The sequence below is a fragment of the Actinorhabdospora filicis genome (assembly GCF_030269765.1).
Classification (GTDB): domain Bacteria; phylum Actinomycetota; class Actinomycetes; order Mycobacteriales; family Micromonosporaceae; genus Actinorhabdospora; species Actinorhabdospora filicis.
The window spans coordinates 54,471-70,564 of record NZ_BSTX01000004.1 but is presented as its reverse complement, the minus strand read 5'-3'; the positions used below and the strand labels follow the sequence as shown (position 1 = coordinate 70,564).

Sequence of the window (16,094 nt, the reverse complement as noted above, 5' to 3'; positions counted from 1 at the left end):
ACCAGTGCACGATGGGCGTACGATCCGGTAGCTTTGGATGGCCGTTCGGGTACGGCGATCTTGTATCTATTTCGCTACTCTCGGGAGCGGACCGGTCGGTCCACAATGGCTGCCCTCCATTGACCGTTGACCACCGGCCTTGCTTCATTCCTGTCGGGGAGGACGGCGGCTCGGCCGCGCAGGGAGGAGGGCGATGCACACCGTCATGCACCGCGAATCCAGCGGGCTGGTTCGCGGCCGTCTGCTCGGCCAGCTGAACGCGGTCCGGACCGCGCCGCTGGCGCTGGTCACCGCGCCCGCCGGGTTCGGCAAGACGACGTTGCTGACACATTACGCCCACTACTTCCGCGCCAACACCGGTGGTCCGGTCGGCTGGCTGGGCCTGGGCCCGGGGCACGCCGACGCCGCGCGCCTGGTCGCCGACATCCGCCGGGCACTGCCCTGCGAGCTCCCGCCGCCCCGCGACGAGAGCGACGTGGACGAGCTGGTCCGCGCCGTGGAGGCCACCGGCGACGAGCAGCTGCTGCTGGTCCTCGACGACGTCCACTGCCTGGACAACTCACCCGCCGAGCAGGTCCTGGACCGGCTGATCGCCACGCTCCCGCCGCGCCTGCGCCTCATCCTGGCGGCGCGCCGGATGCCGCGGCTGAACTTCGCCCGCCACGAGCTGGCCGACGTGGTCATCCTCGACGCCGAGCAGCTGCGCTTCCGCAGCTGGGAGACCGAGCAGCTGCTGCGGATCGTCTACCGCGCGCCGCTGCCGCCGGCCGACATCGCCGCCCTCGACCGCCGCATCGGCGGCTGGGTCGCCGGGTTGCAGCTGTTCCACCTGTCGACGCGGGGACGCACCCTCGCCGAGCGCCGCGAGGCCGTGGCCGCCCTCGACGGGCGCGCCACGCTCGTCCGCGCGTACCTGGCGCGGACGGTGCTGGCCGAGCTGCCCGTGAAACTGCGCGACTTCCTCGTCCGCACCAGCGTCTTCGACGTGCTGACCGCCGCGCGCTGCGACAAGCTGCTGCGCCGCCACGACTCCGCGCGGCACCTCGCCGAGCTGGAGCGGCTCCAGGCGTTCACCACCAGTCCCGACGGGGGACGCACCTACCGCTACCACGAGGCCCTGCGCTCGCACCTGGCCGCGTCCCTCTCCGACGGCATCGGCGAGAAGGCCGCGCGCCGCCACCACTCGCGCGCCGCGCAACTGCTGGTCGAGGAGGGCGCGCTCACCGAGGCCGCCCGCGCCTACGCGCGCGCCGAGGACTGGACCACCGTCCGCCGCCTGCTGTCGCGCATCGGCTCGGGCATCGTCGACGACGGCGTCGAGCCGTGGCGCGACGTGCTGCCCGCGTGGCTGGTCGCCGAGGACCCGTGGCTGCGCCTGGCCGAGGGCAAGCACCTGTTCAGCCGCGGCCAGCTCTCTGCCGCCGCCGACACCCTCATCCGCGGCGCCGCCCTGTTCGGCGACGACGACGGGCGCGCCCACTCCCGCGCCGCCCTCTCCCGCGTCAGCGTGTGGATGCCCGGCCCCGCCGCGCCCCAGGGCGGGCACTGGGTGAACCGCCTGCGCGCGGCCACCCAGCGGCACCCGGCGATGGCGGCCGCGCAGGCCGAGCGCGTCCCCGCGCCCTACGGGCCGCTGGTGCGCGTCCTCGCCCACTGCCTCACCGGGCGCTTCGGCGAGGCCGCGCTGGTCCTGGCGGCCATCGAACCCGACGGCGGCGACCTCACCGGCCTGGCCCTGCGCATCTGCCAGGCGATCGAGCTGATCACCTCCGACACCGAGGCCGGCACGGCCCGCCTGGCCGAACTGGCCGCCGACGCCGAACGCGCCCAGTACCCGTGGCTGGCGCGCATGGCCCGCGCCGCCGTCGCCTTCGACGGCACCGAGCAGTCGGCGAAGATCGCCGTCGGCGTCGGCGAGGAATGCGCGCGCGACGGCGACGACTGGGGCGCGGCCGTGGCCACCGGCATCGGCTGGCTGATGCGCGCCGGATCGCCCGACGCCGACGCCTCCGCCCTCGCCGAGCTCGTCGACCGCTGCGGGCGCCTCGACGCCGGGGTCCTGCAATCGTGGGCCCAGGCCCTCTACGCCCTCGCCGCCGTCGCCACGCACCTGCCCGACGCCGACGTCGAGGCGCACCGCGCGATCGCCACCGCGCGCGCCGCCGGATCCCCCGGCGCCCAGGTCGCCGCCCTCATCGCCGCCGCCCGCTGCGACCCCCTCGCCGTGGAGTACGTGGACCGCGCGCGGCTGCTGGCCGTGGAGTGCGGGCTGCCGCAGGTCCTCGTCGACCGCTGGCTCGCCGCGCCCCCCGACGCCGAGCCCACCCCGTCCCACGTGCACCGCGCGCCCCTGGCGATCCTGTGCCTGGGCGGCTTCCAGGCGTTCCGCGACGGCGTCCCGCTCGACTTCACCGCCGTCAAACCCCGCGCCCGCGCCCTCCTGCGCCTGCTGGCCATCCACGCCGGCAGCCCCGTCCACCGCGACGTCCTCGTCGACGCGCTCTGGCCGACGCTGCCCCCGGCCGCGGCGACGCACAGCCTGCACGTGGCGGTGTCCTCGCTGCGGCGGCTCCTGGAACCCGGCGTGGACCGGGGGGCGCACCGCATCGTCGTCCGCGAAGGCGACTCCTACCGCCTGATGCTGCCCGCCGACGGCTACTGCGACGTCGTCGAGTTCCGCCGCGCGGTCACCGAGTCCCGCCGCACCCGCACCCCCGGCGGCCTGCGGGCCGTCCTGCTCGCCTACACCGGCGAGCTCCTGCCCGGCGACGGCGCCGCCGAATGGGTCGTGCGTGAGCGGGAGGACCTGCGCCGCGCGGCCGCCGACACCGCCGCCGGACTGGCGTCGATGGAGCTCGCCGCGGGTGACGCGGCCGCTGCCGCGGTGGCGGCGGAGCGGTGCGTGAGCGTCGACCGCTACCACGACGAGGGCTGGCGGCTGCTGATCGAGTCGTGCGAGCGGGGCGGGAACCGGGCGGCGGCCAGTGACGCGCGCGGGAGGTACGGGCAGATCCTGGCGGAGCTGGACGTGGAGTGAGCTTCTACGGCATCGCCGGGTACGAGCCCGTGTGGCGGCCCGGCACCGAGGTACGCCGCGACCACGGTGAACGCCTGGCCGCCCTGGCCGGGCGCCGCCTGACGGCCGCGTGGCTGGTGTGGAACACCGACCGTGACGCCTGGTTCCCCGACGGCCCGGTGATCTTCGACTTCGAGGGCGAGCGCGTCGAGCTGAACCACTTCAAGCTCGACGAGCTCTCCGTCACCTGGAACCTCGCCGACGTCTCCGCGCCGATCGGGTGGAGTGAGTCGCGCTTGTCGTGGCGGTCTGACGCCGAGCCGTGTCTGACCGCGCTCGTCGGCCGTGTGCTTCGTGCGGTCGAGCTGCTGGTCTTCGACTCCGGCGGGCGGTACCTGGCCGATGGGACCGTCGCGGTGCGCTTCGACTTCGGCGACACCGGGGTGACGGTGTTCAATGCGCTCGACGAGAACGGGTTGTCCTTCGCCGCCCCTGGCGAGGACCACCGCCGGGTCCCGCTCCCGTAAGCGGCTCGCGGTGTCCCGGCACGCGTCCTAGCCTGCGCCCATGACCACCGCCGACCTCATCACCGAAGGCCTCACCGCCGACATCTCCGGCTGGGACTTCTCCCGCTGGGGCGATCGCATGCGCACCGAGCACCCGTGGGACTACCCCGCGATCGTCGCCGATCTCGCCTCCACCGCCGACTCGCTCCTCGACCTGGGCACCGGTGGGGGCGAGTGGCTGTCGCGCCTTCTCGCCCCGGCGCGTCCGCCGCTGGTGGTGGCGACCGAGGGGTGGGCGCCGAATGTCCCGGTGGCGGCAAAGCGGCTGCGGCCGGTGGGGGTGCCGGTGGTGTGGGTCGACGCCGCGCCGGACAACGTCAAACAACACAAGCCGCCGACGGCGTTCCTGCCGTTCCGGGACGCGTCCTTCGACGTGGTCAACGCGCGCCATGAGTCCTATGTGGCCGGTGAGGTGGCCCGTGTTCTCAAGCCGGGCGGGGTGTTCGTCACCCAGCAGGTGCACGACGTGTGGATCGACCGTATGGCGCGGATCCTCGGGCTCACCCCGCCCGCGCCGAGCGGGTGGGAGCGGGACCTCGCGGTAGGGCAGCTGCGGCGGGCGCGGCTGTACACCGTGGAGGGCGGCGCCGGGACGGTGACCACGTGGTTCGCCGACGTGGCGCCGCTGATCTGGTACGTGCGGCTCACCGGGTGGGTGTTCCCGGGCTTCGATCCGGCGAGCGGGCCGTGGACGGAGATCCAGGCGCGCATCGAGCGGGACGGACCGCTGCCGCTGCGCGAGCCCGGCCGCTGGTGGCTGGCGGCCGTCAAGCGCTGAGCGGGGTCCGTCCCGGCACCCGGTTTCAGTTCGCGGCGCCGACGGTCTCGCGGACCGCGCCGCGCTTCTCGCGGGCCTTGCCCTTCCCCTTGTCCAGCCACCATTCGGCCAGCGCTAGGTTCACCGTCCAGGACAGCCAGATCGAGGCCTGGGCGGCGTCGCCGATCAGGGCGTCCATGCTGCCGCCGTAGTGAGTGTCGAGCCACGGCTGCAGACCGATGAGCAGCAGGATGATCCAGACCCGGTTGAGGACGATGGACGTGCACAGCGCGAAGCTGCGGATCATCCACCGGCGGTGGTCGCCGAACTGCCTGCGGCGGGCCGACTTGTAGCCGCGGAAGGTCATGAACAGCCACAGCAGCGACAGCATCACGTTGCCGATGCGGCCGACGGGTCCGGTCAGCGCGGTCACCGAGACCACCAGCGCCATGAGCCCGGCGGGCAGGACGCCGCCGAGCACGTAGACGCGGCCCATGATCTTGTGCGCCTTGGGGTACTTGCCCCGGAACCACGGCCACACCTGGAATCCGCAGGCGATCAGCGCGATCATGCCGAATCCGATGTGGACGTCGAGCAGGATCTTGTGCGCGGCGAATCCCTCACGCAGGGGCAGCCGCGAGCCGCCCATCAGGTAGGGCGGCAGTGAGAACGCCAGGAACGCCACCATGACCACGAACATCGGGGCGACCCACGGCCGCCGCCACCAGCGCTTGCTTAAAGTCATCACGACCCCCAAATTGCGTATTGGATACGCACTATTAGACGGATGCAGCGTATGTCATACGCAGTAACTCCGCAAGCCCGTAGGATGCCCGCATGAGCGACGCCATGACCGGCCTGCTGTGGGACGGCGCGCGCCCCCCGGCGCGCGGCCCCCGCCCCGGCCTGAGCCTGGAGCAGATCACCGCCGAGGCCATCGCCCTCGCCGACGCCGAGGGCATCGGCGCGCTCACCATGCCCGCGCTGGCCAAGCGCCTGAGCGCGGGCACGATGTCGCTGTACCGCTACGTCCCCGGCAAGGACGAGCTGATCGCGCTCATGATCGACACCGCCGTCGGCGCCGCGCCCGGGTTCCCCGGCGAGTGGCGCGAGGCGGTCACGGGGTGGGCGCTGGCGCTGCACCGGACGTTCTTCCGCCACCAGTGGCTGCTGGACGTCGTCACGCGGCCGCGCGTCATGGGCCCGCGCGAGCTGGGCTGGCTGGAGGCGGGGCTGAGCGCGGCGTCCTCGATGCCCCTGCCGCCCGAGCTGCGCTTCCTGGTCCTGCTGGTGGTCAACGCGCAGGTCCGGGGCGTGGTCGGCGACCAGATCGCGGAGGAGGACCAGGCCCGGCGGCCGATGTTCACCCCCGAGATGCTCCGCGAGCGCGGTCGCGCCGGGGACTTCCCGCAGCTCATGGCCGTCATGGACGCCATCGACTTCACCGCCCCGCCCGCGCCCGGCGACGCCGAGGAGCGGTTCCTGTTCGGGCTCTCGCTGCTGCTGGACGGCGTGGAATCGTTCATCCGGGCCGCCTGATTGTGCGAAGGTGACCTCATGCGCGTCGTCATCGCCGGAGGCCACGGGAAGATCGCCCTGCTGCTGGAGCGGCTGCTGTCGGAGCACGGGCACGTCGCCGTCGGGCTCGTCCGCGACCCCGACCACCTCGACGACCTCGCCGAGGCCGGGGCCAAGGGCGTCCTGTGCGACCTGGAGAAGGCGAACGCGATGACCGTCGCCGAGTTCCTCGCCGGCGCCGACGCGGTGGTCTTCGCCGCCGGTGCCGGGCCCGGTTCGGGCGCCGAGCGCAAGGACAGCGTCGACCGCGCCGCCTCGGCGCTGCTGGCCGAGGCCTGCGACCGGGCTTCAGTGCGCCGTTTCGTGCAGATCTCCTCGATGGGCGCCGGTGCCGAACCGCCGCCCGGCACCGACGACATCTTCGCCGCCTACCTGCGCGCCAAGACCGCCGCCGAGGACGACCTGCGCGCCCGCGACCTGGACTGGACGGTCCTGCGCCCCGGCGCGCTCACCGACGACCCCCCGACCGGGCGCGTCCACTTGCTGCCGTCGGTCCCGCGCGGCTCGGTGCCCCGCGCCGACGTGGCCGCCGTCCTGCTGTCCATTCTGGAGAGTCCCGCCACCGCCGGGCTCACCCTGGAGCTCACCTCCGGTGACCTGCCGGTACAGGACGCCGTCGACGCCGTGGCGAACGGCACATAGCATTGCGACCTAATGGTCGTTAAGTTACGCGCTATGACGACTGCCGTAGAGATGTACGCCACCGCCCGCCGCGGCCTCATCGACCTGGCGTCCACACTGGACATCCGGGCGCAGCTGACCCCCGTCCCCGCCCTGCCCGGCTGGACCGTCAAGGACACCTACGCCCACCTGGCCGGGATCTGCACCGACGTCCGCACCGGGACCCTGCGCGGCAAGGCGTCCCCCGACTGGACCGCCCGCCAGGTCGCCGACCGCGCCGACCTCACCCTCGCCGAGATCTGCGCGGAGTGGGACGCCGGCGGCCCCGCCATCGACGCGATCCTCGCCGACGGCAAGGGCCTCCTCATGGCCCAGGACGCCTGGACCCACCGCAACGACATCGCCGGGGCCCTCACGATCCCCGCCGACCGCTCCCCCGAAGCCTGCACCTGGTCGGCCGACCTCACCGCCGGATACCTCAACCACAAGTGGGCACCCGAGCTGCCCACCGTCGTCCTCGACTCGGGCCTGGCCAGCTGGACCATCGGCTCCGGCACCCCGTCCCTGCGCCTGACCGCCGACCCGTACGAGCTGGCCCGCGCGCTGATGGGCCGCCGCAGCCGGGCGCAGTTCCTGGGGATGGGGTGGGACGGGGACGCGGGTGGGGTGATCGAGCGGCTGCACGCTTTCGAGATGCCAGAGAAGGACCTGACGGAGTAGCCGATCACGGCCCGGTCACGATGCGCCCGGGCCGCAACCGGGATCGGCCCCCACGCGTGATCCGAGTACCGTGCCGTGCCCGGCGCGGTGTGCCCTTTCACCATGGAGTGCCCCTTTGCTTCGCGATACCCTTCGCCGTGCCGCGTGCCTGACGGCGGCCGGGACGGTCACCGCCCTCGCGGTGTTCGCCTCCCCCGCGCAGGCGGCCGGCACGGCCACCCTGAGCGTGCAGACCGACGACATCCGGATCGAGACCGGTTCGGGAACCTTCGAGGACGACTTCTTCTGGAGTGCCGACACCACCGGCAGCGGTGTCATCGGAGACGTCGTGATGACCGTGGACGCCTCGGGCCTGGCCGATCTCGGCTCGTTCAAGCTCACCGACAGCGGCCGGGACGCCTGTGAGGCCGCCGGGGCGGTGTGGACCTGCGCCATCGGTGACGTCAAGTACTCCGACGGCACCCTGACCTGGGACTGGGACCCCGACCTGAGCTTCACCCCCTTCGACGGGGTGACCGGCACGGGCTCGATCAAGGTCGCGATCGCCGGTGACGGCGCGACCGCGGCCTCCGGCGAGCGCTCGTTCACCGTCGCCGAGCCGGTCCGGTTCGGCATCGGCGAGGCGCCGGGCGGTGATGTCGCCATCGGCGACGAGGTGAGCTTCGGCGTCACCGTCACCAACACCGGCGAGCACACCATCTACAACCCCGTGCTCCACCTGCGGTTCATCGGTCTGACCCCGAAGGGCGGGTACTCCAACTGCGGTGTCAGCCCCTACTCGGTGACCTGCCGCTTTCCGGTCGCCCTGAAGCCCGGTGAGACCTACCGGCTCTCCGCCCCGTTCACCTACACGGTGAGCGCCGACGTCTTCGCGCCGGGCGGGATCGACACCTGGGTGCACTGGAGCACCGAGGACTACGGTCTCCCGACCACGGGCACCGGCCCCGAACTGAGCGTCGTCGGGGCGGCTTCCGCGCCCGCCGACGCGCCCGGGCAGCTCGTCTTCGACGGCGAGGGCTCCTTCTGGGAGGGGAACCTCTTCCAGGTCACCGGCGTGAACAAGGCGAACTTCGTCGCCCGTGGCGCGACGCTTCCCGCCAAGACCGGGCGCACCACGGTGACGCTCACCGTGGCCAACAACGGTCCCGCCACCGTGTGGGACGGCCGCAGCGGCGGCCCGCTGACCGCGCTGTGGTTCACGCTCCCCAAGGGCGTGGAGCCGGTGTCGCTGCCCGAAGGCTGCACCCGGTGGGCCGAGGGCAACGGCGGCGACCGTCGCGGCGACGTCGTCTGCGGTGTCGACATCGAGCTCAAGGCGGGCGGCAAGGCCGAATTCGCCGTCGAGGTGAACGTGAAGAAGGTCGACCTGGCCGAGAAGGGCGAGGTCGCGGTCGGCTACGGCTGGCACGGCGAGTCCCAGGCCGCCAAGGAGACCTCCACCTCCGACAACACCGCCGTCATCGCCTTCGAGGGCGCCGAGTCGGGCACCGGTGGCGGCCTGGCGAAGACCGGCGTGAACACCGCCCTCATCGCGGGCGCGGGCGCCGTGCTGGCGGTGGGCGGCTTCTTCGCGCTGCGGCGCTTCCGCCGTCGCGGCAACCCGGCCTTCTACGGCTCGGTCGAGGACTGACGTGACACGGCCCGGGACCAAGGTCCCGGGCCGTACACAGTGGACGTACCGGCACCTCGCGCCACGGCGGGAAGTTCACCCACCGTCACCGTGCGAATCCCCCTATTTGTGAATAGCGCTGCCCTTTCGACCCGCCCCCATGCCCCACCGGCTGCCCGCGCCAACGGTGACCGGCCGGATGCCGTGCGTATCGTCCCCCTCGACAACATCGATACCCTTCGATGGGGGATGCAATGAAACCCTTAGCCCACAAGCACTCTCCGGCCAAACTCGGCTTAGCCGGGCTGACCGCGGCGATCCTGGTGGCATCGCTGGCGCAGACCGGGCAGGCGGCCCCGACCGCGCTCACCGCCACCGTCTACTCCGTGGTCCAGGAGGGACTGACGGTCGCCGACGGCCAGCGACTCGCCGACACGTTCGGCATCGGCAACGCGCTGTACCCGAACGGCGCGTTCTCCTATGCCGACAATGACAAGTTCCAGTACGTCCCGCACAAGGTCGTCGGTTCCGGCAAGGACGAGGGCGGCAACGCCACCCAGGACGAGGCCGTCGACCTCGACGCGGTCAAGGCGATCAAGCCGCTGCCGGACGCGCAGGCGCTCGCCCGGGCGCAGAAGCTGGCCGACATCGCGCTCAAGAGCGAGGGCCTGACGCTCAAGCCGCGCGTCACGCACTCCACGTTCACGCTGTCCGACGACGCCGGGAAGGTCATCGGCTCCTACCCGATCGACACCACGGTCAGCTTCGACGCGGTCCTGGGCAACCTGCCGCTGGCGGGCCAGGGCGCCAGTCTGCGCGTCACGTTCGCCCCCGACGGCACGATCACCGAGCTCTCGGAGTCGCTGCGGCGGCTGGCGGCCGGACGTCAGGTCGCGATCATCACCGCCGACGAGGCGCAGCGCGCCTGCGCGGCCGTCTACGGCGGCGCCGCGCAGAACACGCCCGTGCTCAGCTACCTCAGTCCCGAACTGAGCTCCCGCCAGGCCGACGGCAAGGGCACCGTGACCGAGGTCCTGCCGCAGTACCAGTGCAGCCCGGTGGACAACTCCGACGGCACGCAGGCCCCGAAGACCGTCCCGGCGATCACCGGCGGCGGGCCCACCTTCAAGGTCAGCCTCAACCGCCAGGGCGACACCGTCTCCGGCGCGGCCAGCGTCTCCGGCGGGACGGCGCCCTACACCTTCCGCTGGGGCTCCTCGACGACGGTGCTGTCCAGCAACACCGGCCAGTCGGTGTCCTACAAGCGCGTCCCGCGCGACACCGCGGCCAAGACCGAGACGGTCTCGCTCGAAGTCACCGACGCCAACGGCCTGGTGGCCTCCCTGTCGGTCCCGGCCGACACCGACGGCCAGTTCACCGGGCTGTCCTCGCCCGGCGGCGGTTCCTTCGCCCTCGGCACCGCCGGCATCGAGAACACGGTGGACGAATGGCAGTGCGCGCAGGACTCGGCCAACGGGTTCCGCAACGTGATGCTGTCCAAGGGCCAGACGGTCGCCTTCGACTGGCGCGGCTACAACGCGTGGGAGATCGACTTCCGCGACCCGACCGTCGGCGGCGGCTGGGACAACCGGTACGTGGACACAGTGGACATCCAGTGGTACACCGGCCACGGCTCGCCCTACTCGTTCACCTTCAAGAGCAACGTGACCGACCACAACATCACCCCCTACGACGCCAAGTGGGGCGACACCTACAACCTGGAGTGGCTGCAACTGGAGTCCTGCCAGGTCCTGCGCGGCGTGGGCAGCCCCTACGACTTCGTCAGCCGCTGGGGCCGGTCCTTCAAGGGCCTGCACATGATGAACGGCTTCCACACCAACGCCTACTGCGTCGGCGGCGGCACCGGCGGCACCTTCGCCAGCTACCTGTTCCCGATCCGCTGGCTGTGGTGGACGCTGCGTCCGGCCTACACCGTCCAGCGCGCCTGGGCGACCATGGCGATCCTGAAGGAACCGCACGGCGTGGTCTACCGCTCCTTCGGTCCCGTGGCCCGCAACTGGGTCACCAACATCAATGACTACTACTGGGGACAGGGCCCGACCGGACCCGACATCCAGCCGACCGGCATCTGGTGGTCCATCACCGGAACCGTCTGACCTTCATCCCTCCTCCCATCGCGGCCCCGGTCCCACCGACCGGGGCCGCCCGCGTGTCCCCGGTCACAGTGCGAGCCGTCTACCAGGACGGACACATCGCTGTGCCGGAGTCACAAAAATCTGCCTTCTTACGCCCCCGCCCCTCGGACACCTACGGTCATCCCTGTTACAGAAAGTGCCCCAAGGGCACCGGCCGAGACCGAGGACCAGCCATGACCACCATCCCCACCTGCGACCGGACGGGCCTGCGCCTGGCCCTCCTCGCGGCCAGCCAGTTCCTCATCGCCGTCGACTTCGACATCGTCTTCGTGGCCCTGCCCTCCATCGGGCGCGAGCTGGGCTTCACGTCCCAGAACCTCCAGTGGGTCATCTCCGCCTACACCGTCGCCACCGGCGGCCTGCTCCTGTTCGGCGGACGCGCCGCCGACCGCCTCGGCGCGCGGCGGGTCTTCGCCGCCGGGCTGGCGCTGTTCGGGCTGGCGTCCCTGGTCGGCGGACTCGCGCCCACCCCCGGCGTCCTCATCGCCGCGCGGGCCGTCCAGGGCCTCGGCGGCGCGCTGCTGACCCCGGCGGTGCTGCGGCTGATCAACACCGAGTTCGGCGAGAAGGACCGCGTCCGCGCCTTCACGGTGTGGTCCATGGCCGGCAGCTCCGGCGCGGCCGTCGGCGCCCTCGGCGGTGGCGTGCTGACCAGCTTCCTGGGCTGGGAGTGGGTGCTGTTCGTGAATGTCCCGGTGATCGCCCTCGCCCTGCTGGCCACACCCCGCCTCCTGAACGCCGACGGCCCGGTCACCGCCTCGCGGAAGGGATTCGACGTCCCCGGCGCGATCGTGGCGACCATCGGCGCGACCCTCCTCGTCTTCGGGCTGGTCTCCGGCCCCGAGCACGGCTGGGTGAGCGTCAACGGCCTGGGCGCCCTGCTGGCCGGAGCCGCGCTCCTAGCGGTCTTCGTGTGGATCGAGCGCCGCTCGGCCTCCCCGCTGATGCCGCTCGGCCTGCTGCGCAAGCGGTCCCTGGTCGTGGCGATGGCCGTGGTGTTCATCTTCATGGGCGTCATCGGCACCGAGTACTACCTGTTCACCGGCTACATCCAGAACGTCCTCGGCCTCCCGACCCTGCGGGCCGGCCTGGCCTTCCTGCCGCTGTCCATGCTCTCGATGCTCGCCGCGTCCAAGATCGCCCCCGCCATCGTCCGCCGCCACGGGACCCGGGCGTCCATCACCATCGGCATGATCGGCGTCGCCGCCTCCTTCGCCGTCCTCGGCACCGCGATGGCCGCCGAGGGCTCCTACTGGACGCTCCTGCCCGGCATCGCCCTCTGGGGCCTGGGCGCCGGGACCGCGTTCCCGCCGATCTTCATGACCGCCGGGTCCGAAGTGGACGCCGACCGACAGGGCGTGGCCGGGGCCATGGCCTCCACCGCCCAGTTCATCGGCGGCGCGGTGATCCTGGCGGTGCTGGTCGCGGTGGCCAACAGCGGGATCGACGTCCACGGCGCGGCTCCGGCGTCCGACATCGCCTCGGGACTGTCGACGGCGGCCTTCGCGGCGGGAGCGGTGACGCTGCTGGGAGCGGGCCTGGCGCGGCTGCTGCACAAGCGCCGGGTCGAAACCGCGACCGAGGCGGTGGCCCTGGCGGTGTAGTCGAAGCGAATCCGGCCGGGCGGCCATCCCTCCAAAGGGGACGGCCGCCTTTTCGTTACCGTGGACGGCATGGGTGACGTGATCCCTGAGCTGGAGCCACTGGCGCACTGGTTCGCCGGAGCCTTGGAGCGCGAGGGGTACGACGGGGTCGGGCAGTTCGTCGCGTCCACCGAGTACTTCACGATGATGCGCGCCAAGATCTACCGGCTGCACGCCGCCGAGGGGACGGTGGACCTGGAGCTCATCCGGATGATCGGCCTCACCCTCGATGACCGCGAGACCGGCGAATGGCTCTGGCGACGGGCCGCCGAGGCCATCCAGCTCGCGGCCGCCAAAGAAGCCCGCGAGGCCTCCCGGATCGACTCCTGGCACCTGATCCCGCAGATCCTGGACCCCGACGTGGAACGGCTCCTCCAGGCCCAGCGGCAGGAGGCCCGGCTGCTGCCCTACCGCGAGCTGGCGGTGAACGCGCCCGCGCTGACCACGATCTATGTGCGGCAACGGGTTCAGGCGCGGATGGAGGCACCACCACCGCAGGACCGGCCGAAGCGCTTCCGCGAGAAGAAGCCCGTCGCGGCCACCGTGGAGAACACCTCCGCCTTCGACGCCCTCAACCGGAGCACCCACCTGCTCCTGACCGGCGAGGCCGGCAGCGGCAAGACCACGTTCTCGTACTACACGACCGAACTGCTGTCCCGGATCTGGCTGGGCGACCTGTCCCCGCGCGACTGCGCCGTCCGGACACCGGTGATGCCGCTGCGGGTACTCGCCCGCCACCTCACCGGCGGACGGCCCTGGGACGAGGAGCTCGCCGAAGCCGTCCGCAAGACCCTCGGCTCGCGGCTCATGTCCAGCTTCTCGCCCGAACTGCTGCGCGGGAGGGTGCACGGAGTGCGCTGGCTGGTCTTCGTCGACGGCCTCGACGAGATCACCGACGCCGAGGCCCGGCGCGAGCTGATCGGCACCCTCGCGCATCACGCGCGGGTCAGCGAGCAGTACCGGTTCGTCATCGGGACGCGGATGCTGGAGAGCGCCGAACTGGCGCCCCTGCGCGGTGAGAGCGTCGGGGCCTACGAGATGGTGCCGTTCCGGCGCGAGGACCTGGAGACCTTCGCCGCCAACTGGTTCGGCGCGCAGAACCTGTCGCACTCCCAGGACCACTGGAAGGCACACGCCGACCGCTACCTGCACCAGGTACAGGACAGCAGGCTGCGCGAACTCGTCCGGAACCCTTTGCTGGCCACCATCGCAGCCGTGGTCAGCACCCGCGACCCCGGGAGGGCACTGCCCACCAACCGCCTGGATCTGTACCGCACGGTCGTCCGCTACCTCATCGACGATGACTACAGTGGACGACGCTCGGAGGCCCGGGGCGAGCTGGACGTGTGGCTGCACGAGCAGCGCGCGCACCTCATCGAGCGCCTGGGCCGGGCGCGCATCCAGGACGAGCCGCTGCTGGCGTCGGCGGCCGAATGGATCGCGGAGAACTGGACCGGTTCGGGTCACCGCGAGGTCTACGAGAAGGCCGCCCGGCGGCAGCTCACCGCGACGGGGTTGTTCGTGCAGGACGACGAGGACGTGCGCTTCCTGCACCACTCCTTCGCCGAATACCTGTCGGGACTGGGTTTCGCCGCCGCCATCGGGCCCGATCCCGAGGCGGTGACCGCGTGGGTCCGGGAGAACAAGGACCGCGATGACAACCTGCTGCTGTTCACGGTGCTGTCCTGGCACCGGCTGCACGGCGGCGATCTGCGTTCGCTGCTGCTCGCCGACGAGCGGCGGCGTCTGGCGGTGCAGCTCATCGGAGAGGGCCTCGACCTCGGCGAAGAGGTCACCGGCGCGGTGATCGACAAGGCCGTCCGGCACGCCCTCACCGAGGACGTCGTGTTCTTCGACGTGCTGGGAGGGTTGTACGGCAACCAGATCGCCGCGCGGCGGCTGCGGCGGCTCGCCGATCACGGCGAGCTTCCCGTCGACCGGCGTGTCCAGGCGCTGCTCGCTCTCGGCCGGATCACCGACTTCGGCTCGGTGGCCACCGAGCTGACCGGCCTGCTTCCGCACGCTCCGATCGCGGTCCGCGTGCCCATCGCCAAGGCCATGGCCGAGGACCTGCCCGGCCGTGACATCGCGCGAGCCCTGCGTCTCTTGGAGGAGTGCGTCGACCAGGCCATCGCGGAGCATGACGAGGCGACGATGTGCGCCGCTCTCCAGCAGATGTGCGATCTCGGTGCGACCGAGGACGCCGATCGGCTGCTCGACGCGGTCATGGCCGTCATCGGCCCGACCACGAGCTACCTCGAAGAGCTGGCGGTGATCACCGTGCGTCTGCGCGGACGCGCGGGCCTGGAGCCGCTGCTGGAACGGCCGGCCGAGCCCGGTGCCCGCACCTACCTCGCCATTGGACTCAACGAAGCCGGGCACCACGACCTCGCCGAGAGGGTCGCCGAAGGAGTCGCCGCCGATCCGGCGGCCAGTTCCGATGAGGTCGGAGCCGCCTGCCGGGCCTGGTCGGCCGCCGGAGGCGACCCCGACGCGATCGTCCGGGCCGCCACCGCACGGGACTCCATGTCGGTGCAGACACTCCTTTCGATCGCGACCGCGTTGCATCGGGCCGGTGCGTCGAGGCAGGCCGCCGGTCTCATCTCCGGGCTTCTGGCAGTGGACAGCACCCCGCCGGCCACCGTCGCCGAAGCCGCTGGTCTCTGGTCACAGATCGACGAAGAAGGCCCTGCGGTCTTCGGCCGCCTGCTGGCACGGCATCCCGAGAACGCCGAGCTTCTCGCGGCACTCGCCGAAGCCGCGTTGGCTCAGGGCCGGGCGGAGCTGGCCGCCGATCTCGCGCGCCGGGCCGTCGTGGGAGCCGGGCCCGAGCCCTTCATCGATGCCCTGGAGACACTCATCAACGCCGGTGCTCCGGATGAGGCGATCGACCTGGCCCGCGAGCGATGGGAGTCCCTCTCCGACGACTCCCGCCTGCGCCTGGCCAGCGCACTGATCACGGCCGATCCCGATCTCGCGCACGCCATTGCGTCGTCGATCTCCGGACCGGCCGACGACATCCACAACCGAGTCGCGAACCTGGTCGCACAGGGCCTGCCACTGTCGCGACTGACACCCGCGCTCCGGCGTCGGGCCGTGCTCGGCAGCACGTTCATCTGGTGGGACGACACCGTGACGAGCGAGGGTGCAACCCACCTTCCCGAAGCCCTCGCCGATCCACAGATCGAATACGACCAACCCAACATGGCCGTGCGCCGCTACCTGAAAGCCGACCTCCGCGACCCCGCTATCGCCGCCCTGCGCGAATACCTCACGAGCAACGAACTCACCCCGGAGGCCCGTGCCCGGGTGGCCGCCGTGCTCGCCCACCTCTCCTTCGCCCGCCCCGGCACCAAAACCTGCGGGGTCCCCGGTTGTCCCGGAGACCCCGCGGTCCCTACTTCCCAGGAGGGCTGACATTTCCCGAA

General features: G+C 71.9%; 11 protein-coding genes. 10 read left to right on the top strand and 1 reads right to left on the bottom strand.

The genetic code is table 11. The annotated features are described in order from the left end of the window. Positions 1-193 precede the first annotated feature (193 nt). Genes QSK10_RS25290 through QSK10_RS25280 form a run of 3 tightly spaced genes read left to right on the top strand, consistent with a single transcriptional unit; the run spans position 194 to position 4,360 of the window. Positions 194-3,037 carry an AfsR/SARP family transcriptional regulator gene (locus QSK10_RS25290; RefSeq protein WP_285665490.1) on the top strand — a complete coding sequence of 948 codons (2,844 nt, stop codon included), beginning with the start codon at positions 194-196 and terminating at the stop codon, positions 3,035-3,037. Beyond that, positions 3,034-3,543 (top strand): hypothetical protein, encoded by a 510-nt coding sequence (locus tag QSK10_RS25285; RefSeq protein ID WP_285665489.1) that lies wholly within the window; start codon positions 3,034-3,036, stop codon positions 3,541-3,543. The genes QSK10_RS25290 and QSK10_RS25285 overlap by 4 nt, the downstream gene beginning before the upstream one ends. Positions 3,544-3,583: 40 nt before the next feature. Further along, the gene (locus QSK10_RS25280) at positions 3,584-4,360 is read left to right on the top strand and encodes a class I SAM-dependent methyltransferase (protein WP_285665488.1); all 777 of its coding nucleotides are present in this window, start codon (positions 3,584-3,586) and stop codon (positions 4,358-4,360) included. A gap of 25 nt (positions 4,361-4,385) precedes the next feature. Here the strand turns inward: QSK10_RS25280 and QSK10_RS25275 are convergent, their stop codons facing one another. Continuing rightward, positions 4,386-5,084 carry a DUF2306 domain-containing protein gene (locus tag QSK10_RS25275; protein WP_285665486.1) on the bottom strand — a complete coding sequence of 233 codons (699 nt, stop codon included), beginning with the start codon at positions 5,082-5,084 and terminating at the stop codon, positions 4,386-4,388. A 92-nt stretch (positions 5,085-5,176) separates the two neighbouring features. On the opposite strand from QSK10_RS25275, the gene QSK10_RS25270 reads away from it, so the two are divergent. From QSK10_RS25270 to QSK10_RS25240, 7 genes are all read left to right on the top strand, one after another. After that, positions 5,177-5,878, top strand: a complete 702-nt coding sequence (locus QSK10_RS25270; protein ID WP_285665483.1) for a TetR/AcrR family transcriptional regulator — start codon at positions 5,177-5,179, stop codon at positions 5,876-5,878. A gap of 18 nt (positions 5,879-5,896) precedes the next feature. Continuing rightward, positions 5,897-6,559: an SDR family oxidoreductase gene (locus QSK10_RS25265; RefSeq protein ID WP_285665481.1), complete on the top strand. Its 663-nt coding sequence runs from the start codon at positions 5,897-5,899 to the stop codon at positions 6,557-6,559. Positions 6,560-6,592: 33 nt separating this feature from the next. Then, complete coding sequence (locus tag QSK10_RS25260; protein WP_285665479.1) at positions 6,593-7,258, top strand: maleylpyruvate isomerase family mycothiol-dependent enzyme; 666 nt, start codon at positions 6,593-6,595, stop codon at positions 7,256-7,258. 115 nt (positions 7,259-7,373) lie between these two features. Further along, complete coding sequence (locus QSK10_RS25255; protein ID WP_285665477.1) at positions 7,374-8,888, top strand: COG1361 family protein; 1,515 nt, start codon at positions 7,374-7,376, stop codon at positions 8,886-8,888. 233 nt (positions 8,889-9,121) lie between these two features. After that, positions 9,122-10,984 (top strand): DUF6345 domain-containing protein, encoded by a 1,863-nt coding sequence (locus QSK10_RS25250; protein ID WP_285665476.1) that lies wholly within the window; start codon positions 9,122-9,124, stop codon positions 10,982-10,984. A gap of 212 nt (positions 10,985-11,196) precedes the next feature. Next, the gene (locus QSK10_RS25245; protein ID WP_285665475.1) at positions 11,197-12,627 is read left to right on the top strand and encodes an MFS transporter; all 1,431 of its coding nucleotides are present in this window, start codon (positions 11,197-11,199) and stop codon (positions 12,625-12,627) included. A 69-nt stretch (positions 12,628-12,696) separates the two neighbouring features. Beyond that, a complete protein-coding gene (locus QSK10_RS25240; protein WP_285665474.1) occupies positions 12,697-16,083 on the top strand; it encodes an NACHT domain-containing protein in 3,387 nt (1,128 codons plus the stop codon). Positions 16,084-16,094 lie beyond the last annotated feature (11 nt).